Source organism: Homoserinimonas flava, from assembly GCF_054969005.1.
This window is the reverse complement of sequence record NZ_JBUEQS010000001.1, coordinates 865,736-890,664: the sequence shown is the minus strand read 5'-3', so window position 1 is coordinate 890,664 and position 24,929 is coordinate 865,736. Positions and strand designations below refer to the sequence as shown.

Genomic DNA, 24,929 nt, shown 5'->3' with positions numbered 1-24,929 from the left:
CTGAAGCCTAGGCATGTACCCCGAAATAAGGCGATGCTCTGTTCCGGAATATCTTTCAGATTTGTGCCCCCAGTTCTAGGGTCAGCCTCCCGAGGCGCGGCGCTCGGACATGATTTGCGCCAGCGCACCGGTGAGATGCGGATGCCGGAACTGAAACCCCTCACTCGTGAGACGGGCAGGCACCACCCAGCGGCTCTTGAGCACAAGTTCGGTCTCAGTTCGGATCAGGGCAGACCCAAGCTCGAGCATCCATCGAAAGGTGGGCAGACCGAACGGGACGCCAACAGCCGACCTGATCGTCGCCATCAGTGTGCGGCTATCGGATGGATGCGGTGAGGACACATTCACCACGCCGTCGATCCCATCGCGCTCCGCGATAAACCGAACGGCGCGCACGACGTCGTCAATGTGTACCCAGCTGAACTTCTGTCGCCCCCTGGTCGGCCGGTACGCATGGTAGGTGCCTGCGGCAACGCGGCGCGGCGACGCGAACCATCGCCCGTCAAGTTGGGGGCCGCCGAGCCCAGCTCGAGCAAGGCGAAGAAACGGTGGGATCACGCTGCCATTGCCGAGAACGATTGCAATGCGGAGCGCCACTCTGCGGGTGCCGGGAAGGTCGTGCGCGAAAAACTCCCGCTCCCACGCGGTCGCAACATCGACAGAAAACCCCGCACCGATCTCACCTTCCGCCTCGGTCATCGGCCTGTCATCAGCGTGCCGATAGATCGTGCCGGTCGACGAGTTCATCCAGATGGATGGCGGGGACGCACACGCGGCAACGGCACGGCTGAGTTCGCGGGTTGTCTCGACCCTCGACCGCAAGATTTCCCGTCGGTTCTTCGCGTTGTAGCGGCAATTGACGCTCTTGCCCGCGAGATTCACGAGGAGGTCCGCTCCGTCGAGAAGGCGCGTGATCGCCGGAGTGTCGCCCCACGTGGCATCTGCGCCACTGCGACCGATGACGGTCACGATGTCACCGTCGGCGCGGAATGACTCCACCATTCGCTGACCGATGAAGCCCGAAGCGCCCGCGACTACCACTCGTCTACTCATTGCGCACCATCCCCCCGACGGAGCTCATAGGTGAAGCTCCCTGCGTATCGATACAAACTACCGAGCCAGGAATGCTCAATGCGCACATCGACCTGCTGGCGCGCGGTCGCATCGTCGAATCGCTCGGTAAGATGCACGACGGGTGCGAGTGCTGACGGCGCCCAGATCACTCGCCGCAGAATGCTTATGCCGACGCGCGTCGAAGTGAGATGCAACTCCCCCTGCACGACGTCGACCTCGAAGCGGGCCCGCAGCCTTCCGGAGCGCCCGAGGCAATCGGTGAGGCCGTTGTTCCACACCATTTTGTCGACCATGACGCGTCGACCATCATCGAACTCGAACGTCCTCGCGGCCGCCACTCCCCCGCCAGGGAGAGGCACATTCCTGATCGAGAAGGGCACGAGATGCCGCCAGCCCGGAAAGAGGACGCCGTCACGCTCAAGCAGACTCAAAGCGGGCCACAGCCAGCGACGAGGCGTGCCGACAACCTCGAACACTCCTTCGCCGACACCCGTCATGCCGGCGGGAATGCGAGAAAAGTAGGTGCGAAGCCGAGGGTGAAGTTCGGACATCCGATCGCCGAGCGCGGCGACGTACGGGGCGTCGTCGTCGGCATTCACCGCGTCAACCGACGACCGCAGAGCGGAGCGTGTCAAGCCCCACTCCACCGAGCGCGAGTGCTCGGCGATGGAAGTCGCGGATATCAAAGTGCTCGCCCTCACGACTCGCCGCCTCGTCGCGGATGCTCTCCCAAATGCGCTGCCCCACCTTGTACGACGGCGCCTGCCCAGGCCAACCAAAGTACCGATTGACCTCGAACAGGGTACTCGGGGCACTGTCGTGACAGTTCGCCCGAAAGAACTCGAGTGCGTAGTCGAAATCCCACACGCCGGTGCCGTTGAGCTTCGGCTTGCCGAGGTGCACCCCAAGGTCGAGAACGACTCGTGCCGCGCGCATACGCTGCGCGTCAAGCATGCCGAGTCGATCGCCAGGGTCGGCGAGATAGCCGAGCTGCTCCATCAGACGTTCGGCATACAACGCCCAGCCCTCGGCATGGCCCGATGTGCCTGCGAGCTGCCGGCGCCACGTGTTGAGCTCGGCGCGATTGACGACCGCTTGACCGATCTGAAGGTGATGGCCTGGAACGCCCTCGTGGTACACGGTCGTGGTCTCACGCCACGTCGAAAATTCGGTGACACCGACGGGCACCGACCACCACATGCGGCCTGGACGACTGAAATCGTCTGACGGCCCCGTGTAATAGATGCCGCCATTCTGCGTCGGCGCAATCATGCACTCGAGGCGCTGGATCTGCTCAGGGATGTCGAACTGGGTTGCCGCCAACTCACGAACAGCACGATCGCTGAGTTCTTGCATCCACTCGCGGAGTGCTTCCGTGCCCTTGAGGATTCGCTTCGGATCGCCATTGAGGATTTCGATCGCCTGCGTAACCGAGGCTCCGGGGCTGACCTGCTGAGCGACCCTCTCCTGCTCAGCGGTCATTCGGGCGAGCTCCTCGATGCCCCACTCGTATGTCTCGTCGAGATCGATGGTCGAACCGAGAAAGCGGCGGGAGTGGAGTGCGTACGCATCTCGGCCCACCGCGTCATCCTCGGTCGCCTTCGGCGCCAGTTCAGTGCGAAAGAACGCGGTGAGCTCTTGGTACGCCTCTGCTGCGCGACCGGCAGCAGAGTTGAGCTCTGCGCCCAGCGATGCGGGGACATCCGTGGCCTCCGCGGCGAACGAAGCAAAGAAGCCGGATGGATCTCCGACGCGCTCGGTGAGCTCCGCGACCGCGATCACCTGCCTTCGTGCGGGCGTGACGCCCTCGACGACGCCCGCTCGCAGCGTCTCGATATAGCCAGCAACAGCCTGAGGCAGCGCCGCCATGCGACCGGCGATGTCGCTCCAATCAGACTCTGTCTCAGTGGGCATGAGGTCAAACACCTCACGAATCTCGGTTGCAGGCGAGGCAAGAACATTCAGGTCCCGGAGGTGCAACCGCGCCTGGTGCGCGTCAATATCGAGCTCAAGCGTCGACCGGAGGTCGGCGAGAGTAACCCGATCGACATCGTCGACCGGCGTCTCGGCGTCGAGCGCTCGCAAGACCTGCTTCGCTGCTGCAACCATCGCGTCCGCGCCGGCCGGGGAGTAGTCGCCATACTCGGCGAGGCGCCCAGGGACACCGATATAGGTCGCGATAGTCGGGTCGAGATCGGTGATGGTTGTCACCCAGTTCTCGGCGATGCGGTCGATGTTTGTCGGAGTCCTAGCCTCAGTCATGCTGCAAGCGTATTCCAGGCCGCTGCGGGATCACATGCTCGAACGTCAGTGCGCTGCGGCATCCCAGTTGGCGCCAATGCCGACCTGCACCTCGAGTGGCACGGCGAGCTTTGCCGCCCCGGCCATTCGCGTCTGCACGATCGTCGTGAGAGTCTCAAGCTCGCCGTCGGCGACCTCGAAGACGAGCTCATCGTGCACTTGGAGCAGCAGTCTTGACTGCAGATCACCGCGCTGAAGATCGCCCGCGACATCAATCATCGCGACCTTCATGATGTCGGCTGCGGACCCCTGGATCGGCGCGTTGAGCGCGGCCCGTTCAGCATTCTCGCGCAGCACACGGTTGTTGGAGCGAAGGTCTCCGAACGGTCGGCGCCGACCCAGAATGGTCTCGGTGTAGCCATCTTCACGTGCCTTCTCGACCACGGAGCGGAGATACTCCCGCACGGCGCCGAAGCGCTCGAAGTAGTCGGTCATCAGCTGTTTCGCCTCACCCGTGTCAATGCGGAGTTGCTTTGACAAGCCAAACGCGCTGAGGCCATACGCAAGCCCATACGACATTGCTTTGACCTTGGTTCGCATCGTCGGAGTCACGTCAGCCGGGTCGACGTGGAAGATGCGGGCACCAACGAAGCGGTGAAGATCTTCTCCCGCATTGAACGCCTCGATGAGTCCGGCGTCGCCAGAGAGGTGCGCCATGATTCGCATCTCAATCTGCGAATAGTCGGCTGTGAGCAGTGTCGTGAACTCGGCACCGTGGATGAACGCCGAGCGGATCTCTCGCCCCACCTCTGTCTTTACCGGGATGTTCTGGAGATTCGGGTCATTCGACGAAATGCGCCCAGTGCTCGTGCCCGTCTGCTCGTAGCTCGTGTGGATGCGCCCATCGGCGTGCACGCTCTTCTCGAGCGTGTCGACGATCTGACCGAGCTTCGTGACGTCGCGGTGCTGGAGGAGCAGCCCAAGGAACGGGTGAGGGCTCTTCTCTTGCAGATCGGTGAGCGACGCCGCGTCGGTCGAGTATCCGGTTTTGTTTGCCCTCGTCTTCGGCATACCGAGCTCTTCGAAGAGCACCTGCTGAAGCTGCTTCGGCGACCCGAGGTTGACCTCGCGCCCGATCTCTTCGTAGGCCTTGCCCGCGAACTCGGCTGCTGATGAGGCGAGTCGGCCGCGGAGGTCGGCGAGAACATCCGATGCCACTTGGATGCCTGTGAGTTCCATTTGAGCAAGCACCGGCACGATCGGAAGCTCGAGGTCGATCAGCACGCGTCGCGTGCCCTCATCGAGACGCTCAGCGAGTGCATTGGCAACGCGGAGCACATACCAGGCCTCAGTGGCGGCGCTGAGGGCCTCTACCTCTGGCAGCAGCTGGTTGGGATCTGACACAGACACCGTCTCGCCGAGGACGGCATACACCTGCGACGCGAGATCTTCTGACTTGCCCCCCGGGCGAAGCAGCCACGACGCGAGGCTCGTGTCGAACGCGATGCCGCCGAGAGCCAGCCCGACTTGCGTGAGCGCCTTCAGCTGGCGCTTCGAGTCGAGGAGGTACTTCGGCGACGGGCCGGCAAGCCATGACTCGAGCGCGGCATAGTCAAGCCTTCCGGCTGCCCAGGGCACGTACGCCGAGTCGGTGGCTGACGCGATGCCGAACCCGGTAACGCCATCACCGCCGATCTCGACGCGCAGGCCAAGCGGTGCCGTGCCATCAGCAGACTGGCGCATGAGCCACTGCGCGAGCTCCTCATCGACAAGCGTGCGCACGACGGGAGCGAGTTGAGCGGAGCTGTCGTCATCGACCACAGCAGCGCCGGTGACCTCGTCGCTCGACCCCTCCGCCGCGGCAATCTTGAGTACGCGTTCGAGCAGCGTGCGAAACTGCAAGCGATCGAACACCTCCTTCACTGCGCCCGCGTTGATCGGACGGCGCTCAAGATCAGCGGGGCCGACCGGCAGCTCGACATCGGTGATGAGATGGTTCAACCGACGATTGCGAACAGCATTTTCACGCTGCTCCCGAAGCTTCTCTCCAACGACGCCCTTGATCTCATCGGCGTGGGCCAGAATCTCGTCGAGACCGCCGTACTGCTTGATCCACTTGACGGCGGTTTTCTCCCCCACCTTGTCGATGCCGATGAGATTGTCACTGGTTTCGCCGACGAGCGCCGCGACATCCGGATACTGCTGCGGCTCGATACCGTAGCGCTCGACCACCGCATCGCGGTCGTAGCGCTTGAGCTCGGATACACCGCGGGCATTGGGATAGAGCAGCGTGACATCGCTATTGACGAGCTGAATCGTGTCGCGGTCACCGCTGACGACGAGCACCCGGAATCCTTCAGCGGCCCCGCGGGTGGCGAGCGTTGCAAGAATGTCGTCCGCTTCGAAGTCTTCTTTGGAGATCGTCACGATGTTCATGGCAGCAAGCGCCTCTTCGAGAAGAGGAATCTGTCCAATGAACTCGGGCGGGGTCTCGCCGCGAGTGCCTTTGTACTCGGCGTACTCGCGGGTACGGAAGGAATAGCGCGAAATGTCGAACGCGACAGCCAGATGCGTCGGCTTCTCTTGATTGAGCAGACTCAGAAGCATCGACAAGAACCCGTGAATGGCATTCGTATGCTGCCCGTCACGTGTCTGGAAACTATCGACCGGAAGGGCGTAGAACGCCCTGAAAGCGAGCGAATGGCCGTCGATGACGAGGAGGGTAGGCTTTTCAGTATCCGACACGAAGACAGCCTAACGGGGCCTTCTGACACGCCACCGTGACGCTGCGAAAGGCACCCTCGATGACGAAGCTTCCCCCTGGACTCGACCCAGAACTCGTAGAGCGGCTCGCCAACTCCCACGGCGGAGAGCTCCCTCGGAAGATGGGTATCGATTTCATCGAGCTTTCGGCCGACTATTCCGTTGCACGGATGCCGGTTGAGGGAAACCGACAGGTCGTCGGCCTTCTCCACGGCGGAGCCCACGTTGTGCTCGGCGAGTCGCTCGGGTCAATGTCGTCGGCGATCCACGCTGGGCCGGGGCGCTACGCGGTCGGAATCGAAATCAACGCGACCCACAGCCGATCAATCACTGAAGGGTGGGTCACTGCTACCTGCCGGGCGATCACGCTTGGCCGCACACTCGCGACGCATGAGATCGTCATCGAGGACGATGAGGGCAATCGCCTCTCAACGGTGCGCATGACAAACATGCTCCGCGACCGACGCTAGTTGGGCGATCGCTACTTCTTCGAGGCGAACTGGTCGATGATCGTCTTGGCGACGTCGTGCATCGTGAGACGACGATCCATCGACGCCTTCTGAATCCAACGGAACGCCTCGGGTTCGGTGAGCCCCATCTTCTCGTTGAGCAGGCCCTTGGCTCGGTCGACGAGCTTGCGGGTTTCGAAACGCTCGACCAGGTCTGAAACCTCGGACTCGAGAGCGATGATCTGTGCGTAGCGAGCGAGGGCGATTTCGATCGCAGGAAGAAGGTCATTCGGCGTGAACGGCTTTACGACATACGCAAGGGCGCCGGCCTCCGTCGCGCGCTCCACAAGCTCCTTCTGGCTGAATGCCGTGAGGAGCACGACAGGCGCAATGTGGTTCTTGGAAAGCTTTTCGGCGGCGGAAATGCCATCGAGGAGTGGCATCTTGACATCCATGATGACGAGGTCCGGCCGCAGCTCGGTCGCGAGCGCGACGGCTGCTTCACCGTCGCCGGCCTCGCCCACGACGTCGAATCCGTTGTCACGGAGGGTCTCGACGATATCGAGCCGGATGAGCGACTCGTCTTCGGCTACGACGACGCGACGGGGGGCCTGTGTTGCTTCTTGGTCTGCCACGCCGTAAGCCTACGGTATTCTTGACGCGGTTAACGTGCGCCGGTGTGGCGGAATGGCAGACGCGGAGCACTCAAAATGCTTTGTTCGAGAGGACGTGTGGGTTCGACCCCCACCACCGGCACGAACCGCAGCCCAGCAGTGTGACGACCCAGATGTCGAAAAGCGCCCGGCATGCGATCACACAAAAGCGTCCAGCGTGAGAGCACAGTGAGTGCGCAAACGCCGGACGCTTTTGCGTTCAAGCGACGAGCTCCGGGCTACGCGTGGTCAGCCCAGGCAGGAGCGACCGCGTTGCGTGCATCGCCGACGCGGTGCACACGAAGGTCATTGGTGGAGCCTGGAATGCCGGGAGGCGACCCCGAGATGACGATGACCTTGTCACCGATCTCGGCGAGCTCCTCGCCCAGCAGGATGTCATCGACCTGGCGGTACATAGCATCCGTGTGGGTCACGCGCTCAACCTCGTAGCTCTGCACCCCCCAGCTCAGCGACATGCGCCGCAGGATTGCTGCCTCCGGTGTGAACCCGAGAATGGGGATGCTATTGCGCAGTCGCGTCATACGACGCACCGAGTCACCCGATTCGGTGAAGACGCAGAGGAACTTCGCCTCGACGAACTCAGCGACCTCCGCCGCTGCGAGGGTGATTGCACCGCCCTGCGTGCGGGGTTTTGTGCCGAGCGGTGGAACGCGCTCAAGACCATGATCTTCGGTCGATTCGATGATGCGCGCCATCGTCTGCACGGTGACGACCGGATACTTGCCGACACTCGTCTCGCCGCTGAGCATGACAGCATCGGCGCCGTCGAGCACCGCGTTCGCCACATCCGAGGTTTCAGCGCGTGTCGGAATCGGATTCTCGATCATGGATTCAAGCATCTGTGTGGCAACAATGACCGGTTTTGCCATCCGGCGGCAGAGCTCAACCGCTCGCTTTTGCACGATGGGCACCGCCTCCAGCGGAAGCTCGACACCAAGATCGCCTCGGGCGACCATGATCCCGTCGAACGCATCAATAATCGCCTCGAGGTTGTCCACGGCTTGCGGCTTCTCGATCTTGGCGATCACGGGGACGCGCACGCCCTCCTCTGCCATGATCTCGTGCACCCTGGTCACATCTTCGGCGTTTCGCACGAAACTCAGTGCGATGTAGTCCGCACCCAGTTTGAGCCCCCAGCGAAGGTCGTCTTCGTCTTTTTCAGACAGCGCAGGAACGTTCACTGCGACGCCCGGGAGGTTAATGCCCTTGTTGTTGGAGACTGCGCCGGCCACGACGGTTTCGGTGACGACACTCGTCCCGTCGGATGACACGGCTCGAAGCTTGACCTTGCCATCGTCAATAAGCAGGATGTCGCCGGGTTGCACGTCGCCCGGAAGCCCCTTGTAGGTCGTGCTGCAAATCTCCGCCGTGCCCTCGATGTCCTCTGTGGTGATCGTGAATCGATCGCCGACCTCGAGATGATGCGGGCCGGCGGCAAACTTTCCGAGTCGAATCTTTGGGCCCTGCAGGTCGACCAGAACAGCCACGTGACGACCGGTCGCGCCCGCTGCGCGACGGATCTTGCCGAAAATCTCTTCGTGCACGGCGTAGCTGCCGTGGCTCAGGTTCATTCGGGCGACATCGACGCCCGCCTCGATGATCGCCCTGATGTTCTCATAGCTGGATGTCGCCGGCCCAAGGGTTGCGACAATCTTTGCGCGTCTCATGCAGTTCTTTCTTCTTGGGTCGTACGTGACCTGGATGATCCCAGCCTAGGACTAGAGGGGTCGCCCGCTCGAATACGAGGATCGATCAGAGTGAGATCGGTCGATCGCTCGGACGAACGGGTGCAGGAAGCAACGTGTCTCCTTCAAGGAATCTGTCGACCTCGGAGGCAACAGCGCGACCTTCGGCGATGGCCCAGACGATGAGCGACTGTCCACGACCAGCGTCACCCGCGACGAACACACCAGACTGGTCGGTCTCGTAGTTGCCCCCACGCACAGGAACACCCTGGGAGAACGGCACCGTGAGCTGCGACTCAAGATCCTGGCTGTCTGGGCCCGTGAACCCGAGCGCCAGCAGCACGAGATCGGCAGGAATCTCGCGCTCCGTGCCCGACTTTGGCACCCGGCGCCCGTCAATGTACTCGGTCTCTGCAACGCGAATCGCTCGAACCTCGCCAACATCATTTGAGAGGAACTCGACCGTGGAGGCCAAGAACATCCGCTCTCCGCCCTCCTCGTGTGCGGATTGCACCTCGAAGAGCGTCGGCGCGGTCGGCCACGGCTGGTGCTCCGGCCGCTCGCTCGGCGGCTGCTTGCCGATCGCGAGGTTGGTAACGGAGAGCGCACGCTGACGGTGCGCAGTACCGATGCAGTCGGCCCCGGTGTCGCCACCGCCAAGGACGACGACGTGCTTGCCCTCGGCTGTGATCTGGTCGGTGACCTTGTCGCCAGCAACCACACGGTTTTGCTCGACGAGGTACTCCATCGCAAAGTGCACACCCGCGAAGTCGCGTCCGGGAACGGGAAGATCACGAGGCACGGTGGCACCGGTAGCAACGATCACTGCGTCGTATCGCGCGCGGAGATCGCTCCACGAGATGTCAACACCGATCGTCACTCCTGCGCGGAAGCGCGTGCCTTCAGCCTGCATCTGCTTGAGCCTCGACTCAAGCACCTTCTTTTCCATCTTGAAATCTGGGATGCCGTAGCGGAGGAGCCCGCCGATCCGGTCATCGCGCTCGAACACGGCAACGGTATGGCCGGCCCGTGTAAGTTGCTGCGCCGCAGCGAGGCCAGCCGGCCCCGAACCAACGACAGCGACAGTCTTGCCTGTCAGCCGCTCAGGCGGATGTGGTTCGACCCAGTCGTTTGCCCAGGCCTGGTCGATAATCGAGACCTCAACCTGCTTGATGGTGACAGGCGGCTGGTTGATACCAAGCACACATGAGCTTTCGCACGGCGCGGGGCACAGACGACCAGTGAACTCCGGAAAGTTGTTCGTCGCGTGGAGTCGCTCGATGGCTTCGCGGCCCTCTCCCCGTCGCACGTGATCGTTCCACTCAGGAATGAGATTGCCGAGCGGGCAACCCTGATGGCAGAACGGCACGCCGCAATCCATACAGCGGCCCGCCTGTCGACGGAGCGTCGCGGTGTCGCCCTGCTCGTAGACCTCTTTCCAGTCCATGAGCCGCAGCGCGACCGGACGTCGAGCGGGGAGCTCGCGGTCCCGCGTCTTCAAGAATCCCTTGGGGTCAGCCACCGGTCACCTCCATGATGCGCGACCACGCGACGTCGCCGTCTGGGTCAAGTCCTTCACTGATTGCTGTCTCGCGAGCGGCGAGCACGGCGGCGTAATCGCGGGGCACGACCTTGACGAACCGGGCCATCGCTGCCTCGCCGTCGGCGAGTAGGCGTTGTGCGAGCGCAGATCCCGTCTCGGCAAAGTGACGCTCAAGCAAATCAGTGAGAATCGCAACGTCGCCGCTGCCGAGTTGCTCAAGCCGCAGCTCGCCGCTTGCCAGAGATTCGCGGTTCACACGCTCGTGCTTGAGGTCGTAAATATATGCCGTACCTCCCGACATTCCAGCACCGAGGTTGCGACCCGTTGAGCCGAGGATGACGGCGAGACCGCCGGTCATGTACTCGAGTGCGTGATCACCAACCCCTTCAACGACTCCGGTCGCACCGGAGTTGCGCACCAGAAAACGCTCGCCGACGCGACCGCGGATAAAGAGGCTCCCCCGCGTGGCGCCATAGCCGATGACGTTGCCGGCGATGACGTTCACTTCGGCGGGGAACACACTGTCGCGGTCGGGCCGAACTATGACAGAACCGCCCGACAGCCCCTTTCCGACATAGTCGTTGCTGTCGCCCTCGAGGCGGATGGTGATGCCAGAGGGGAGGAATGCACCAAGCGACTGCCCGGCGGAGCCACGAAGATGCACGTCGATCGTGCCCTCGGGGAGTCCGTGTTCGCCATAGGTACGAGTCAAGTGATGCCCGAGCATGGTGCCGACGGCGCGCTCCGTGTTACGGATCGGGAGCTCGATTGACACCGGAGTGCCGTGTTCGAGCGCCGGCGCTGACTGCCGGATGAGCTCGACGTCGAAGTGCTTGTCGAGCTCATGATCCTGGGTAGTCCGATTGAGCCGGGGCTCGTCTTCGGCAAAGTTCGGGCCAATGAGAATCGGTGAGAGGTCGAGACCGTCGGCCTTCCAATGTGTCATTGCTCGATCGATGTCGAGGATGTCGCGCCGCCCGATGAGCTCATCGAGCGAACGGAACCCAAGCTCGGCGAGATACTCGCGGATCTCCTGCGCTATGAACTCAAAGAAGTTCACGACGTGGTCGGCCTGTCCCGTGAACCTAGCTCGGAGCTCGGGGTTCTGGGTTGCAACCCCGACCGGGCAGGTGTCGAGATGACATACACGCATCATGATGCATCCGGCGACAACGAGGGGAGCCGTGGCGAATCCGTATTCTTCTGCACCGAGGAGCGCTGCCACGATCACATCGCGACCGGTCTTGAGCTGGCCATCGACCTGCACGACGACGCGTTCCCGCATCCCGTTCAGCATGAGGGTCTGCTGCGTTTCTGCAAGGCCGAGCTCCCACGGCGTGCCAGCGTGCTTCAACGAGTTGAGTGGGCTCGCGCCGGTGCCGCCATCGTGGCCTGAAACGAGTACGACGTCCGCGAGAGCCTTGGAGACCCCGGCGGCGACCGCGCCGATTCCGTTCTGGCTCACGAGCTTCACATGCACTCTCGCTGCCGGGTTTGCGCGCTTGACATCGAAAATGAGCTGCTTGAGGTCTTCGATCGAATAGATGTCGTGATGGGGCGGCGGGGAAATGAGCCCGACGCCTGCCGTGCCGTGCCGTGTACGCGCAATCCAGGGATAGACCTTGCCAGCGGGGAGTTGCCCGCCCTCGCCCGGCTTTGCACCCTGGGCCATCTTGATTTGAATGTCGGTGGCGTGGGTGAGGTACATGCTCGTGACCCCAAACCGACCAGAAGCTACCTGTTTGATGGCGCTTCTGCGCTCGGGGTCGAGGAGACGCTCGACATCTTCGCCACCCTCCCCTGTATTGCTTCGGCCGCCGAGTCGATTCATCGCGATCGCCAGCGTCTCGTGAGCCTCCTGGCTGATCGAGCCGTAACTCATCGCACCGGTGTTGAATCGCTTCACGATTTCGGAGACGGGCTCAACCTCGTCGATCGGCACCGCCGGTCGAACGCCGGTCTTCAGGGCGAAGAGCCCGCGCAGGGTCATGAGATTGCCTGCCTGCTCATCGACCATGCGCGTGTACTCGCGGAAGATGTCGTACCGCCGACTGCGTGTCGCGTGCTGCAGGCGGAACACCGTGTCCGGGTTGAAGAGGTGAGGCGGACCCTCGCGGCGCCACTGATACTCGCCACCAGTTGCGAGTCGCTCATGGGCTCGTGATGTGCCCTCCTCCGGGTATGCGAAGTAGTGGCGGGCAAGATTCTCCGCGGCGATCGCTTCAATGCCGATTCCGCCGAGTTTTGTCGTCGTGCCCGTGAAGTACTCGTCGATGAACTCCTGTGAAAGACCAACAGCCTCGAATGCTTGTGCACCGACGTAGGAGCCGACGACCGAGATCCCCATCTTCGACATGATCTTCAGCACACCCTTGCCGAGGGCCTTGATCAAATTCTTCACGGCCTTGTTGGCATCGACACCCGTGATCGTGCCATTGCGGACCAGCTCTTCGGCCGTTTCCATTGCGAGATACGGGTTGATCGCTGATGCGCCATAGCCAATCAACAATGCGACGTGGTGCACCTCTCGCACATCGCCGGCTTCGACGATGAGTCCAACCTTGAGGCGATTCTCACGGCGGATGAGGTGGTGGTGCACCGTCGAGAGGAGAAGGAGCGAGGGAATTGGCGCGAGATCTTTGTTGGAGTCTCGATCCGAAAGCACGATGAACTTCGCACCACGCTCGATGGCGTCATCCACCTCGCCGCAGATTGATTCGAGGCGTCGTTTGAGGGCATCGCTGCCTTCATCGAAACGGTAGAGCCCCCGGATGGTCGTCGTCGTGCGACTTCCCGGGGTCGCATCGATGTGCTGGATCTTCGCGAGTTCATCATTGTCGATGACGGGGAAATCCAGCGCGACTTGATATGCGTGCTCCGGGGTGGCCGCGAGCAAATTCCGCTCGGGGCCGAGGCCTCCGCGCATCGAGGTCACCACCTCCTCGCGGATGGAATCGAGGGGCGGGTTGGTCACCTGCGCGAACTGCTGAGTGAAGTAGTCAAACAGGAGTCGTGGACGCTCGGACAGCACCGCAATCGGAGTGTCCGATCCCATAGCGCCGATTGGCTCCGCGCCGTTCGCCGCCATCGGGGCGATGAGGATGCGCAGCTCCTCCTCCGTGTAGCCGAAGGTGCGTTGGCGACGGGAGACCGATGCTGGGGTGTGCACGATGTGCTCACGCTCTGGCAGGTCCTTGAGATTAATGCGCCCAGCATCAAGCCACTGCTGCCACGGTTGTGACGCGGCGAGCTCCCCCTTGATCTCGTCATCTTCGATGAGGCGCCCGGCCTCAGTGTCGACAAGAAACATGCGCCCGGGACGCAGGCGCCCCTTGCGCACCACGCGACTTGGTTCAACATCGAGCACGCCGATCTCGCTCGCGAGAACGACGAGTCCGTCATCCGTAATGAGAAAGCGCCCCGGTCGCAAGCCATTGCGGTCGAGCGTGGCCCCGACAAGACTGCCGTCGGTGAAGACGAGGGCGGCAGGGCCGTCCCACGGCTCCATGAGCATCGAGTGATATTCGTAGAAGGCACGGCGGGCGGGGTCGATATCGACCTGGTTCTCGTATGCCTCGGGCACCATCATCATCATGGTGTGCGGAAGTGACCGTCCGGAGAGCTGCAAGAGCTCAACGACCTCGTCGAATGAGGCGGAATCGCTGGCCCCGGGGCTCACGATCGGCATTAGCGGACCGAGGTCACCAAGCACCTCGGACTCGAGTTGAGACTGGCGGGCGCGCATCCAGTTGCGGTTGCCTTGCACAGTGTTGATCTCGCCGTTGTGCGCGATCATGCGGAACGGCTGGGCCAACGGCCACGAGGGGAACGTGTTCGTGGAATACCGCGAGTGCACGAGCGCGAGCTTTGACGCAAAGCGCTCGTCGGAGAGGTCTGGGTAGAAGGGCTCCAGCTGAAGGGTCGTCACCATGCCCTTGTAGACCAGAGTGCGAGAACTCAACGACGGAAAATAGGAGCCGAGGGTCCGCTCTGCGCGCTTGCGCAGACGGAAGGTACGGCGATCGAGCTCGATCCCCGAGAGGCGCGAAGCGTCATCTGCCGGGTGCGATGCAACGAAAAGCTGCTCGAAAGCGGGCATCGCATCTCGTGCGAGATTGCCGAGCTCCTCGGGCACGATCGGGACAGCTCGCCACCCCAGCACCTCAAGACCCTCCTCGCCCGCAATGCTCTCGATGGCTGCCTTCTCCTGCGTGCGCTCAGCAGTATTCGTGGGAAGAAACGCCATGCCGACCGCGTACTCGCCGGCGCGAGGAAGCTCGAAGTCTACGACTGCACGGAAGAAGGCGTCAGGGATCTGAGTAAGAATGCCGGCGCCGTCACCAGTGCCAGCATCGGACCCGATCGCGCCGCGATGCTCCAGATTGCGGAGGGCCTGCAATGCCGTCTGGATGATGTCGTGCCCCGGCGTACCCCGAAGTGTCGCCACCATCGCGAGCCCGCAGGCGTCGCGCTCCTGATCGGGATCGAACATGCCGGTGGCGGCGGGAACGGTAGAGAACCGAGAGTAAGGATTGGGATGAGTCATTCAGGACCGTCCTCGAACATAGAACTTGGGACGTCGATGGCCCGCGCTGGAACCCCATCGACCGGGGCAGGGGGTTGACGCCGGAGTCAGGGAGATTTACTGGAGCCGCTTGTGGCGGGCTGCGTTGGTGACACATCTGTTGACGAAGTGTCGGACGGGACTACCGCCGTGTAGTCGCTGTCATCGTCTGAATATGTGTCGTCAGAGTGTACAACACCCTCCGGCTCCCACGAGCGACCGGGCACGTACGGGCTGGGCTCGATACCGGGGTGGCGACGGCCCTGCACGATGATGATGATGAGGCCGACAATGACCGCCGCGATGGCTGCCCACACATTCGTGCGCACACCGAAGAAGATCTCGCTCGGATCGATTCTGATCGACTCCCACACGATGCGACCGGCGCCGTACCAGACGAGGTAGAGGCCGAACGTTCTGCCCCACTGCAGGCGACGCTCGCCGAAGCTGAAGCCGAAGGGGCCCGGTCGAGCGCCGGTCGCGGCAACACCGCGGTTTCGGTGGATGCGACGCTCGACGAGCAGGATCACCGCCACCCCGAGAAGGTTCCAGATGACCTCGTAGAGGAAGGTCGGGTGGAACAGTGTGTCATCAGGAAGGCCGGCGGGGAACGCCGCGTTGTCTGGGCTAATCTCCAAGCCCCACGGCAGATCCGTTGGGAGCCCATAGAGCTCCTGATTGAACCAGTTGCCGAAGCGGCCAAGAGCCTGGGCCAAGAGGATGCCTGGCGCAAGCGCGTCGGCGAATGCCCAGAAGCGAATGCCCGTGACACGGCAACCGATGATCGCGCCGATAGCGCCGCCGATGAGTGCACCGAAGATAGCGATGCCACCCTCCCAGACATACAACACCGTAAGGGGATCAACCCCTTCGGCGAAGTAGTCATCCGGATGGGTGAGCACGTGGAAGATGCGCGCACCGATGATGCCGAGCGGGACGGCAAAGAAGCAGATATCAATGACGACCCACGGCTCGGCACCGCGCGCAGTGAGGCGGCGATTCGTGAGCCACGCTGCGGCAAAAATGCCGACAAGGATGCACAGGGCGTAGGCATAGATCGAGATATTGAATGGGAACCATTCGAGACCGATGTCACGCAGCCACTGGCCGAGGTTGAACACTCGCCAGTCTTCGCTCGGGCTGGGGATGCTGAAGGGCACGAACACGCGCGGGACAACCTTTCGTCGATCAGGTGTGGGTCTCGGCTCGCGCCGACGCCGGACTGCGAAGCTAGTCCAGCCTAGTACCGGCCGAGAGTGCTGCCGCGGTGCGGGCGAGCTCGCTCACTCCCCCATCAGCCAACGCCTTTACCAACGCAGTGCCGACGATCGCGCCATCGGCGTAGCCGAGCACCTGCCGAATCTGCTCGGGGTTCGAGATGCCGATACCGACGCACACTGTCGGAGCGCCGACGTCACGCAGCCGACCGACGAGAGTGCGGGCTGCAGCATCCAGATCTGTGCGGAGCCCCGTGATTCCCATGGTTGATACGGCGTAGACGAAGCCTGTCGTCGCTTCGACCGTCTGGCGCAGCCGTGCACCTGTTGACGTCGGCGCTGCGAGGAACACCCGGTCGAGCCCCGTGCGCATGCTCGCGGAGATCCAGTCAGCGGCGGAATCCGGAGTGATGTCGGGCGTGATGAGGCCCGCGCCGCCCGCCGCGAGGAGGTCGTCAGCGAAGCGGTCGACGCCGTACTGCAACACGGGGTTCCAATACGTCATCACAAGGACGGGGATGTCTACCCGCGCCCTGATCGCTTCAACCGCGGAGAACACATTGCTGAGCCTGAAGCCGCGGTCAAGCGCCACCTGCGTCGCCTGTTGAATCACCAGCCCGTCCATCACCGGGTCTGAATAGGGGACGCCGAGCTCGAGCACATCGACGCCGTTCTCGGCGAGAGCGACTGCGGCATCGATGCTTGTGGCGAGGTCGGGAAAGCCGACCGGGAGGTAGCCAACGAGTGCACCGCTGCCTGCATCGCGCCGCTTCGTGATGACGGAAGTGACGGCCGAAATGCGCTGCTGCGAATCGTGTGCACTCATTCTGGGGTCACTCCCTCATCGAAGAGCCCGAACCAGCGACCGGCGGTCGCGACATCCTTATCGCCTCGACCGCTCAGGTTAACAAGGATCACGGCATCGGGCCCGAGCTCGCGGCCAAGGCTGAGCGCACCCGCGAGAGCGTGTGCCGACTCAATCGCCGGGATGATGCCCTCCGTGCGGCTCAGCAGGCGAAGTGCCTCCATCGCCTCTGTGTCGCTTGCCGGCCGGTACTCCGCCCGGCCGAGATCGGCGAGCCAGGCGTGCTCTGGGCCGACCCCTGGGTAGTCGAGGCCCGCTGAGATCGAATGCGACTCGATGGTTTGACCATCTTCGTCTTGCAAGAGGTAGCTCCGAGCGCCGTGAAGGATGCCGGGTCGGCCCTTTTCGATTGATGCGGCGTGCCGCGCGGTGTCGATGCCATCGCCAGCGGCCTCGAAGCCGAAAAGGCGAACGCTTGGGTCGTCGAGAAAGGCGTGAAAGATGCCGATCGCGTTCGACCCGCCCCCGACGCACGCGGCCACGGCGTCGGGGAGTCGACCCGTGAGCTCGAGCACCTGCGCGCGCGCCTCCTCGCCGATGATCTTCTGAAAGTCACGCACCATCGCTGGGAACGGGTGCGGCCCCGCCGCCGTGCCGAACACGTAGTTTGTCGTTTCGACCGAAGTGACCCACTCGCGGTAGGCCTCGTTGATGGCATCTTTCAGCGTGCGGGACCCGGTAGTAACCGAGACGACCTCGGCACCAAGAAGCCGCATGCGCGCGACATTCAGCGCCTGACGCTGTGTATCGACTTCGCCCATGTAGATGGTGCACTCAAGACCGAACAGCGCCGCCGCAGTCGCCGTCGCAACACCGTGTTGCCCTGCACCGGTTTCGGCGATAACACGCCGTTTGCCGAGCCGTTTGGTGAGCAGCGCCTGACCGAGCACGTTGTTGATCTTGTGCGAGCCAGTGTGGTTGAGGTCTTCGCGCTTGAGAATGATCCGAGCATCACCGGCATGCTTGGCAAACTTCGGCACCTCGGTGATGATCGACGGCCGCCCCGTGTACGTGCGGTGGAGTTCGGCGAGTTCTGCCGCGAACGAGGGATCGTTGCGAGCCTGCTCGTAGGCCTCGGCAATCTCGTCAACCGCGGCGATGAGTGCTTCGGGCATAAATCGCCCGCCGTACTCTCCGAAGAATGGTCCGGACTGATCACGTAGCGCCATGGTGCGGGGTGTTCCGTTCTTGAGGCCGTCAGACGGCGAGGAATTCTTGCAGGGTGCGTATCGGGTCGCCCTGGGTGACGAGTGCCTCGCCAACGAGCACGACGTCGGCACCGGCGGCTCGATAGTGCGAGACATCCGCAGCAGTCTTCACCGCGGATTCTGCGACGCGGATGACGCCGGCAGGGATCTGCACAGCGAGCTCGCCGAACAGGCCCTGGTCGAGCTCGAACGTGCTGAGATCGCGCGCGTTGACACCCACGATGCCGGCACCGAGTTCAAGCGCACGGCTCACCTCATCTGCCGTGTGCGTCTCGACAAGGGCGGTCATGCCGAGCTCACGAATGAGGGTGTAAAGCTCGCGCAATCGCCGCTGGTCAAGTGCCGCGACGATGAGCAAGACGAGATCTGCGCCAGACGCCCGCGCCTCGAAGACCTGGTACGGGTCTCCGATGAAGTCCTTGCGAAGGACAGGAATGCCAACGGCAGTCCGAACAGCTTCGAGATCCGCGAGCGAACCGCCGAAGCGGCGACCCTCCGTGAGCACGCTGATAGCGCTCGCCCCGCCCGTCTCGTAGGCCACCGCCAAGGCTGCAGGGTCAGGAATCTCCGCGAGTGAACCGCGGGATGGGCTCGCGCGCTTCACCTCAGCAATAATCTTCACGCGCTCGGAGGGAGACAGTGCTTCGATTGCGTCGATCGGCGCGGGCTGCGCAAGCGCTAGGGATTCGACCGCACTCAGGGGGCGGACAGCGCGACGCATGTCGGCGTCGGCAAGGGCTCCGGCAAGGAGATCGTCAAGCACCGGGCGTCAATGACCTTTTGGGGCCGAGCGAGCACCGCCGACGCCATACCCCGCCTTGGCCATGGCCCAGCCGACGATAGCGCCAACCACGAAGAGACCGGCGGATGCCCAGACGAAGACCGGCATGTCGAACCAGAATGCTACGGTGCCAAATGTGAACGCCACGAGCATGATGGTGACGGCGGTCCATGCCGCAGGCGAGTGGCCGTGGCCTGGTTCGGTGTTGTCGTCGCTCACTAAAACTCCTTCTCGGGTGCAGTAAAGACAAGCCTATCGTGCGTTGGGTGCCCCGGTCGGGTCGTCGCCCGCGCTCAGCGAGTCCCAGTCGGAAACAGCCGATGGCGGTGTCGCGGCGCCCTCCTGGGCATGATCGGGCTGCGTCGGGTCGAGCGACTCGTACCGCTTGGACGAGCTTGGCCAGTGCCGGGCCGTCACAGCGATCCAGAGCGCCGCGCCCACAACGAGAGCGCCGAGAGCGATCGTGCACCCCGGCCAGATGCTTACAGCGAGCAAAGCGACAGCGGCATCGACCGCACGGTCTCCGTTGAGGCCTGTCGTCTCAGTCACCGAAGCCGAGACGGCCGCGACGGGATCCGCTATCGCGACCACTCCAGTGAGCGCGATGCCGGCGCCAAGTACCGCAAGAAGGGCAGCAAGCACGTAGCGGAGCGCAGGCGCGGCGATAGCGAGAGCGGCGACAAGGGCGAGTGCCGCGAGGCTCAGTGGCACGAGAGCTGGCGCCGCAGCATCCCCAGCCACCGTGATGACGGAGTCGAGGGACGCGCCAGCGACGAGTGTGACCTCGACCCACGGCAGCGACCACGTGAGCATGCTGAGGCCGGCGAGGACAGCCACGGTGGTGAGCGCGGTGCCTTTGGACGCGCGCAGACGCGTCATTCTGTGATCCGACGCATGGCGTTGGCCACGGCGATTGCGCGCAGTGGCGCGGCCGCCTTGTTCCGCGCTTCTTGATACTCGGACTCGGGATCCGAATCCGCCACAAGACCCGCGCCTGCCTGCACGCGGGCCACCCCACCCGAAATGGTTGTGGTGCGGATCGCGATCGCGAGATCAACATCGCCGGCGAGACCGAAGTAGCCGACGACACCGCCGTAGAGCCCGCGCTGGGCGACCTCAAGCTCATCGATGATCTCGAGGGCTCGCGGCTTCGGCGCTCCAGAGAGGGTGCCTGCCGGGAAGGTCGCAGCAAAGACTTCGAGGGGAGAGACACCCTTGGCCAGGTCGCCTTCAACGCTCGACACGAGGTGCATGATGTGGCTGTAGCGCTCGACCTGCATGAACTCCGTCACCTCGACGGAACCCGCATCGCACACCTTCTGCAGGTCATTGCGTGCGAGGTCGACGAGCATGAGGTGCTCGGCTCGCTCCTTCGGATCTGCGAGGAGATCTTCGGCGTGCGTTACATCCGCCTCTGGGGTTGCACCGCGTGGACGCGAACCAGCGATGGGGTGGCTGAAGACGCGGCCGTCTTCGACCTTAACGAGCGCCTCGGGCGAAGACCCAACCACCCAATATGGCTCGCCCGCAGCGGATTCGAGCGCGAGAAGGTACATGTACGGGCTCGGATTCAGCGTGCGGAGCACCCGGTAGACATCGAGCGGTGCCGCAGCGATTTCGTGGTCAAAGCGCTGAGAGAGCACCACCTGAAACACGTCACCGTCGCGCACGAACTGCTTGGCGCGGTGCACCCAGTCGTGAAACTGCGCTTCTTCGATTCGCGGCGTCGGTGAGGGCTGGATAGTCAAGTCGACCTCGGCGAGCCACGCCTCCGAGGGCATCGAGAGCCGCCGCTGCAGTGCGTCGAGCCTGTCCAGTGCACTCGACCACAGCTCATCGGATGTCTCGGTGCCGTCATTGAGTGCGGCCGTGACGAGGAGCACAGCGCCAGTGCGGTGATCCATCACCGCGAGCTCAGAGACGAAACTCATAGCCTGGGCCGGAAAGTCATAGTCGCTGGCCGGAGCGTTCGGCAATCGTTCGATCTGACGCACCGCCTCCCAGCCAATGAAGCCGACGAGACCGCCAGTGAGCGGAGGGTGGCCATCCACTTTCGGCGTGGCCCACCGTCGTTGCAGGTGATCGAGTGCGGCCAGCGGAGCGGTCGGACTCTCGCTGCCGAGCGCACGGTCGGCCGACAGCCCATAGTCGAGCCAGCGAGCAGCACCATTCTCTTCTGTCAGCACACCGAACGATGAGATACCGATGAACGAGAATCTCGACCAGATGCCGCCCTGACCGGCGGACTCGAGTAAGAACGAACCCGGACGGCCATCAGCAAGTTTGCGATACACACCGACCGGCGTCTCGCCGTCAGCGAACACCTCCCGGATGACTGGGATCACACGGTGAGTGGGGAGGAGCGCGTCAAAGCGCTCGCGCGTCGTGGAGTCATTCATGATCTGGGGTTCCAATAGCGGGATCGAGGGGTTCGACGTCAAAGCAGCGTCGGGCACCCGTGTGACAGGCGGGACCGACCTGCTCAACACTCACGAGGAGGGTGTCGGCATCGCAGTCGAGGGCGGCAGCCTTCACATACTGGCGGTTGCCTGAGGTGTCGCCCTTGCGCCAATACTCTTGCCGCGAGCGCGACCAGAACGTGACCCGGCCCTCCGTGAGGGTGCGACTCAGCGCCTCGGCATCCATCCACCCGAGCATGAGCACTTCGCGGGAATCATGCTGTTGGATGATCGCCGGAAGAAGCCCATCGGCGTTGAACACAGCCCGGCGCACGACCGACTCGACCTCGATGCTGCTCATCACTGCGCCCACCTCATCCTTCACTTCATCTGACCGGGACACCGGCGTCGTGCAGGCTCTGCTTGACTTCGGCAATCGTCATCTCGCCATTGTGGAACACGGACGCGGCAAGCACAGCATCCGCACCGGCCGCGATCGCCGGAGCGAAGTGCTCGAGTGCGCCAGCTCCGCCGCTCGCAATCACCGGAACCGGGCTGATTGCGCGCATCTCGCGAATGAGCTCGAGGTCGAAACCGGCTTTGGTGCCATCGGCATCGATCGAGTTGACCAACAATTCGCCGGCGCCGCGCTCGATGGCCTCCCTTGCCCAGGCGAGCCCGTCGAGGTCTGTTTCGGTGCGCCCCCCGTGCGTCGTGACGACGAAGCCAGATTCGGTGCGTTCAGAGCGCTTGAGGTCGAGCGAGAGCACGAGCGCCTGTGAGCCGAAACGGTCCGCGATTTCGGACAGGAGCGCGGGCCGGGCGATTGCCGCACTGTTGACGCCGACCTTGTCTGCGCCGTGTCCCTGCAATCGCGCAACATCATCGGTCGTGCGCACTCCCCCACCAACCGTGAGCGGGATGAACACCTGTTCTGCCGTCGCCTGCACGACGTCATACATCGTCGAACGGTCATCAACCGTCGCCGTCACGTCAAGAAAGGTGATCTCGTCTGCACCCTGCTCGTAGTACTTGCGGGCAAGCTCAACCGGGTCACCGGCGTCGCGAAGATTGAGAAAATTGACACCCTTGACGACTCGGCCGGCGGCCACATCCAGACACGGGATGACTCTGACAGCGACGGGCATGACGCGCCTAGAGCCGCGCCGCGTGGATCGGGCTCACCAGAATCGCCCGCGCGCCGAGGTCATAGAGCTGGTCCATGATGCGGTTCATGCCAACACGTCGCACCATAACGCGGACCGCGACCCAGCGATCGTCGCGAAGCGGCGACACGGTGGGAGACTCCAGCCCCGGCGTAATCGCGGCCGCAGCCTCGAGAAGCTCCACCGGCAGGTCGTAATCCATGATCACGTACTGCCGCGCCACGAGCACGCCCTGGAGCCGCCGGTGCAGTGTCGCAATCCCCGAGAGCGCTGCGTCGGCGCTGATGAGCACGGCGCTCGACTCCAAAATTACGGGGCCGAAGATCTCCAGACCCTGCGCGCGAAGGGTCGAGCCGGTCGAGACGACATCGGCGACAGCATCCGCCACGCCAAGTTTGACCGCTGACTCGACCGCGCCGTCGAGCTTGACGAGCTCGGCTGAAATGCCGTGCGTGTGCAGGAATGCGCCGACGAGGCCCGGATAGCTCGTCGCGACACGAACACCCTCGAGGTCACCAAGCGCAGCGAAGCGCCCGGCTGGGCCGGCGAAGCGGAACGTGGATGACCCGAAATCGAGATTCGCGATCTCGACCGCCGACGAACCGGAGTCGAGCAAGAGATCCCTGCCCGTGATGCCAACATCGAGCGCGCCAGAACCAACGTATGTCGCGATGTCGCGGGGGCGGAGGAAGAAGAACTCGACGTCATTCTGTGGGTCGGCAACCGTGAGCGCACGCGGATCGCGCCGACCGGCGTACCCGGCCTCGTGCAGCATCTCCGCGGCGGTCTCGGCGAGCGAACCCTTGTTGGGCACTGCAATGCGAAGCATCATTCTCTCTCTGCGGGCACTGAGCCCAGGTCGATCATCGGTGAGCGGCGGTTGCTGATCAGAGATGTCGGTACACGTCGGTGGTGGTGAGGCCCTTCGCAAGCATGAGGACCTGAAGGTGGTAGAGCAGCTGCGAAATCTCTTCAGCAGTCTCGGCATCGGACTGATACTCGGCTGCCATCCACACTTCAGCAGCCTCCTCTACGATCTTCTTGCCGATGGCGTGCACTCCGGCATCGAGCTCGGCAACAGTGCGCGACCCCTCTGGGCGCTGCTCCGCCTTGTCGCTCAACTCGGCGAACAGATCATCGAAGGTCTTCACGGTGTCAAGGGTACTCGTCCGGCGCGGTGCTGTCGGCGCGGAGCGACCGTCAGCGTCGGGCATGGTTCTTTAGCTGACGCCGAGGAGGTCGATCACGAAGATCAGGGTGCGGCCAGAAAGCTGATGTCCGCCACCGACTGGTCCATACGCGAGGTGCGGAGGGCACACGAGCTGGCGGCGGCCGCCGACCTTCATGCCGGGGATGCCCTCCTGCCAGCCAGCGATGAGACTGCCAAGCGGAAAGTTGATGGACTGACCGCGACTCCACGAGGAATCGAACTCCTCACCGCTCTCGAGGTCCACGCCGAGGTAATGCACATCAACGGTCGCACCTGGCGTCGCTTCAGCGCCGGAACCAACCTCGATGTCAGTGACGACGAGCTCGGTGGGAGCCTCGCCCTCGAAGAACTCGATCTCTGGCTTGCTGCGCTCTGAATCAGTCATGCAACCATCCAACCAGATCGACGACCCACTCCACGACCTCAGTGTGTGTGCGTCGCAGCGGCCGAGCGCAGCGCGTCGATCTGCAGCGACGGGCTCTCGGCGTTGTAGACGCTCGACCCGGCGACGAAGGTATCGGCACCGGCCTCGGCAGCGATCGTGATCGTGTCTTCGGTGATACCGCCGTCGACCTGCAGCCACACGTCGAGTCCGCGCCGGTTGACCTCAGATCGGAGCGACGTGAGCTTCGGCATAACTTCGCGCATGAACGATTGGCCACCGAAGCCTGGCTCCACCGTCATGACGAGCACCTGGTCGAACTCGGGGAGAATCTCGAGAATCCGTTCGATCGTCGTTGCAGGCTTCACCGCAATGCCCGCGCGGGCGCCGATACCGCGAAGGCGGCGTGCGAGCGACACCGCATCGGCCGCTGCCTCGGCATGGAACGTCACCGAGTACGCGCCGAGCTCGGCGTATCCGGGCGCCCAGCGATCGGGGTCATCGATCATGAGGTGCACGTCGAGCGGCACGGGTGAGACCGCCTGGATGCGCTCGACCATCTGGGGGCCAAACGTGAGATTCGGCACGAAATGGTTGTCCATGACATCGACATGCACGAGATCGGCGTTCGCGATGCGGCCAAGCTCGTGTTCCAGGTTCACAAAATCGGCGGAAAGGATGCTGGGGTTCACGCGAACGGTCATGGCG

22 protein-coding genes and 1 tRNA gene are annotated in these 24,929 nt (G+C 63.3%); 2 read left to right on the top strand and 21 right to left on the bottom strand.

Features of this window, described 5'->3' with window-relative positions; genetic code table 11:
* Positions 1 to 81: 81 nt before the first annotated feature.
* The 4 genes from ACY48M_RS04230 to polA are packed head-to-tail and all read right to left on the bottom strand — an operon-like array spanning position 82 to position 6,060.
* Positions 82 to 1,053: an epimerase gene (locus ACY48M_RS04230; protein WP_462818976.1), complete on the bottom strand. Its 972-nt coding sequence runs from the start codon at positions 1,051 to 1,053 to the stop codon at positions 82 to 84.
* Entirely contained in the window at positions 1,050 to 1,709 is a 660-nt protein-coding gene (locus tag ACY48M_RS04225) for a DUF4166 domain-containing protein (RefSeq protein ID WP_462818975.1), read from the bottom strand. The genes ACY48M_RS04230 and ACY48M_RS04225 overlap by 4 nt, the downstream gene beginning before the upstream one ends.
* The gene (locus ACY48M_RS04220) at positions 1,678 to 3,336 is read right to left on the bottom strand and encodes a DUF885 domain-containing protein (protein ID WP_462818974.1); all 1,659 of its coding nucleotides are present in this window, start codon (positions 3,334 to 3,336) and stop codon (positions 1,678 to 1,680) included. Before ACY48M_RS04220 ends, ACY48M_RS04225 begins: the two co-directional genes overlap by 32 nt.
* A gap of 45 nt (positions 3,337 to 3,381) precedes the next feature.
* Entirely contained in the window at positions 3,382 to 6,060 is a 2,679-nt protein-coding gene (gene polA / locus ACY48M_RS04215) for a DNA polymerase I (RefSeq protein ID WP_462818973.1), read from the bottom strand.
* Positions 6,061 to 6,119: 59 nt separating this feature from the next.
* Here polA and ACY48M_RS04210 point away from each other — a divergent pair, with 59 nt between their 5' ends.
* Entirely contained in the window at positions 6,120 to 6,548 is a 429-nt protein-coding gene (locus ACY48M_RS04210; RefSeq protein ID WP_462818972.1) for a PaaI family thioesterase, read from the top strand.
* 11 nt (positions 6,549 to 6,559) lie between these two features.
* Here ACY48M_RS04210 and ACY48M_RS04205 read toward each other — a convergent pair whose 3' ends face one another.
* Positions 6,560 to 7,162 (bottom strand): ANTAR domain-containing response regulator, encoded by a 603-nt coding sequence (locus ACY48M_RS04205; RefSeq protein ID WP_462818971.1) that lies wholly within the window; start codon positions 7,160 to 7,162, stop codon positions 6,560 to 6,562.
* 38 nt (positions 7,163 to 7,200) lie between these two features.
* Between ACY48M_RS04205 and ACY48M_RS04200 the strand changes: the two genes are divergently transcribed.
* Positions 7,201 to 7,283, top strand: a tRNA-Leu gene (locus ACY48M_RS04200).
* Between the two features lie 136 nt (positions 7,284 to 7,419).
* Here the strand turns inward: ACY48M_RS04200 and pyk are convergent.
* The 16 genes from pyk to rpe form a co-directional block, all read right to left on the bottom strand.
* On the bottom strand, positions 7,420 to 8,868 hold the full coding sequence (gene pyk / locus ACY48M_RS04195; protein WP_462818970.1) for a pyruvate kinase: 1,449 nt from the start codon (positions 8,866 to 8,868) through the stop codon (positions 7,420 to 7,422).
* An 85-nt stretch (positions 8,869 to 8,953) separates the two neighbouring features.
* Positions 8,954 to 10,408, bottom strand: a complete 1,455-nt coding sequence (locus ACY48M_RS04190; RefSeq protein ID WP_462818969.1) for a glutamate synthase subunit beta — start codon at positions 10,406 to 10,408, stop codon at positions 8,954 to 8,956.
* Positions 10,401 to 14,975 carry a glutamate synthase large subunit gene (gene gltB, locus ACY48M_RS04185; protein WP_462818968.1) on the bottom strand — a complete coding sequence of 1,525 codons (4,575 nt, stop codon included), beginning with the start codon at positions 14,973 to 14,975 and terminating at the stop codon, positions 10,401 to 10,403. The genes ACY48M_RS04190 and gltB overlap by 8 nt, the downstream gene beginning before the upstream one ends.
* Before the next feature lie 86 nt (positions 14,976 to 15,061).
* Positions 15,062 to 16,153 carry a prolipoprotein diacylglyceryl transferase gene (lgt, locus tag ACY48M_RS04180; RefSeq protein ID WP_462819257.1) on the bottom strand — a complete coding sequence of 364 codons (1,092 nt, stop codon included), beginning with the start codon at positions 16,151 to 16,153 and terminating at the stop codon, positions 15,062 to 15,064.
* Positions 16,154 to 16,223: 70 nt separating this feature from the next.
* Positions 16,224 to 17,036: a tryptophan synthase subunit alpha gene (gene trpA / locus ACY48M_RS04175; protein WP_462818967.1), complete on the bottom strand. Its 813-nt coding sequence runs from the start codon at positions 17,034 to 17,036 to the stop codon at positions 16,224 to 16,226.
* On the bottom strand, positions 17,033 to 18,244 hold the full coding sequence (trpB, locus tag ACY48M_RS04170; protein WP_462818966.1) for a tryptophan synthase subunit beta: 1,212 nt from the start codon (positions 18,242 to 18,244) through the stop codon (positions 17,033 to 17,035). The genes trpA and trpB overlap by 4 nt, the downstream gene beginning before the upstream one ends.
* Positions 18,245 to 18,272: 28 nt before the next feature.
* Positions 18,273 to 19,046 (bottom strand): indole-3-glycerol phosphate synthase TrpC, encoded by a 774-nt coding sequence (trpC, locus tag ACY48M_RS04165; protein WP_462818965.1) that lies wholly within the window; start codon positions 19,044 to 19,046, stop codon positions 18,273 to 18,275.
* A gap of 6 nt (positions 19,047 to 19,052) precedes the next feature.
* Positions 19,053 to 19,283: a DUF6704 family protein gene (locus ACY48M_RS04160; protein WP_462818964.1), complete on the bottom strand. Its 231-nt coding sequence runs from the start codon at positions 19,281 to 19,283 to the stop codon at positions 19,053 to 19,055.
* A 33-nt stretch (positions 19,284 to 19,316) separates the two neighbouring features.
* Positions 19,317 to 19,943, bottom strand: coding sequence for a Trp biosynthesis-associated membrane protein (locus ACY48M_RS04155; RefSeq protein ID WP_462818963.1), 627 nt, complete (start codon positions 19,941 to 19,943; stop codon positions 19,317 to 19,319).
* A complete protein-coding gene (locus tag ACY48M_RS04150) occupies positions 19,940 to 21,463 on the bottom strand; it encodes an anthranilate synthase component I (RefSeq protein WP_462818962.1) in 1,524 nt (507 codons plus the stop codon). Before ACY48M_RS04150 ends, ACY48M_RS04155 begins: the two co-directional genes overlap by 4 nt.
* A complete protein-coding gene (gene hisI, locus ACY48M_RS04145) occupies positions 21,456 to 21,824 on the bottom strand; it encodes a phosphoribosyl-AMP cyclohydrolase (protein WP_462818961.1) in 369 nt (122 codons plus the stop codon). Before hisI ends, ACY48M_RS04150 begins: the two co-directional genes overlap by 8 nt.
* Positions 21,825 to 21,849: 25 nt before the next feature.
* Positions 21,850 to 22,611: an imidazole glycerol phosphate synthase subunit HisF gene (gene hisF, locus ACY48M_RS04140; protein ID WP_462818960.1), complete on the bottom strand. Its 762-nt coding sequence runs from the start codon at positions 22,609 to 22,611 to the stop codon at positions 21,850 to 21,852.
* A 7-nt stretch (positions 22,612 to 22,618) separates the two neighbouring features.
* Positions 22,619 to 23,458, bottom strand: coding sequence for an ATP phosphoribosyltransferase (gene hisG, locus ACY48M_RS04135; RefSeq protein ID WP_462819256.1), 840 nt, complete (start codon positions 23,456 to 23,458; stop codon positions 22,619 to 22,621).
* A 58-nt stretch (positions 23,459 to 23,516) separates the two neighbouring features.
* Entirely contained in the window at positions 23,517 to 23,780 is a 264-nt protein-coding gene (locus ACY48M_RS04130) for a phosphoribosyl-ATP diphosphatase (RefSeq protein WP_462818959.1), read from the bottom strand.
* A gap of 69 nt (positions 23,781 to 23,849) precedes the next feature.
* Positions 23,850 to 24,224 carry an FKBP-type peptidyl-prolyl cis-trans isomerase gene (locus tag ACY48M_RS04125; RefSeq protein ID WP_462818958.1) on the bottom strand — a complete coding sequence of 125 codons (375 nt, stop codon included), beginning with the start codon at positions 24,222 to 24,224 and terminating at the stop codon, positions 23,850 to 23,852.
* A gap of 38 nt (positions 24,225 to 24,262) precedes the next feature.
* Positions 24,263 to 24,925, bottom strand: coding sequence for a ribulose-phosphate 3-epimerase (gene rpe / locus ACY48M_RS04120; protein WP_462818957.1), 663 nt, complete (start codon positions 24,923 to 24,925; stop codon positions 24,263 to 24,265).
* Between the last annotated feature and the right edge of the window lie 4 nt (positions 24,926 to 24,929).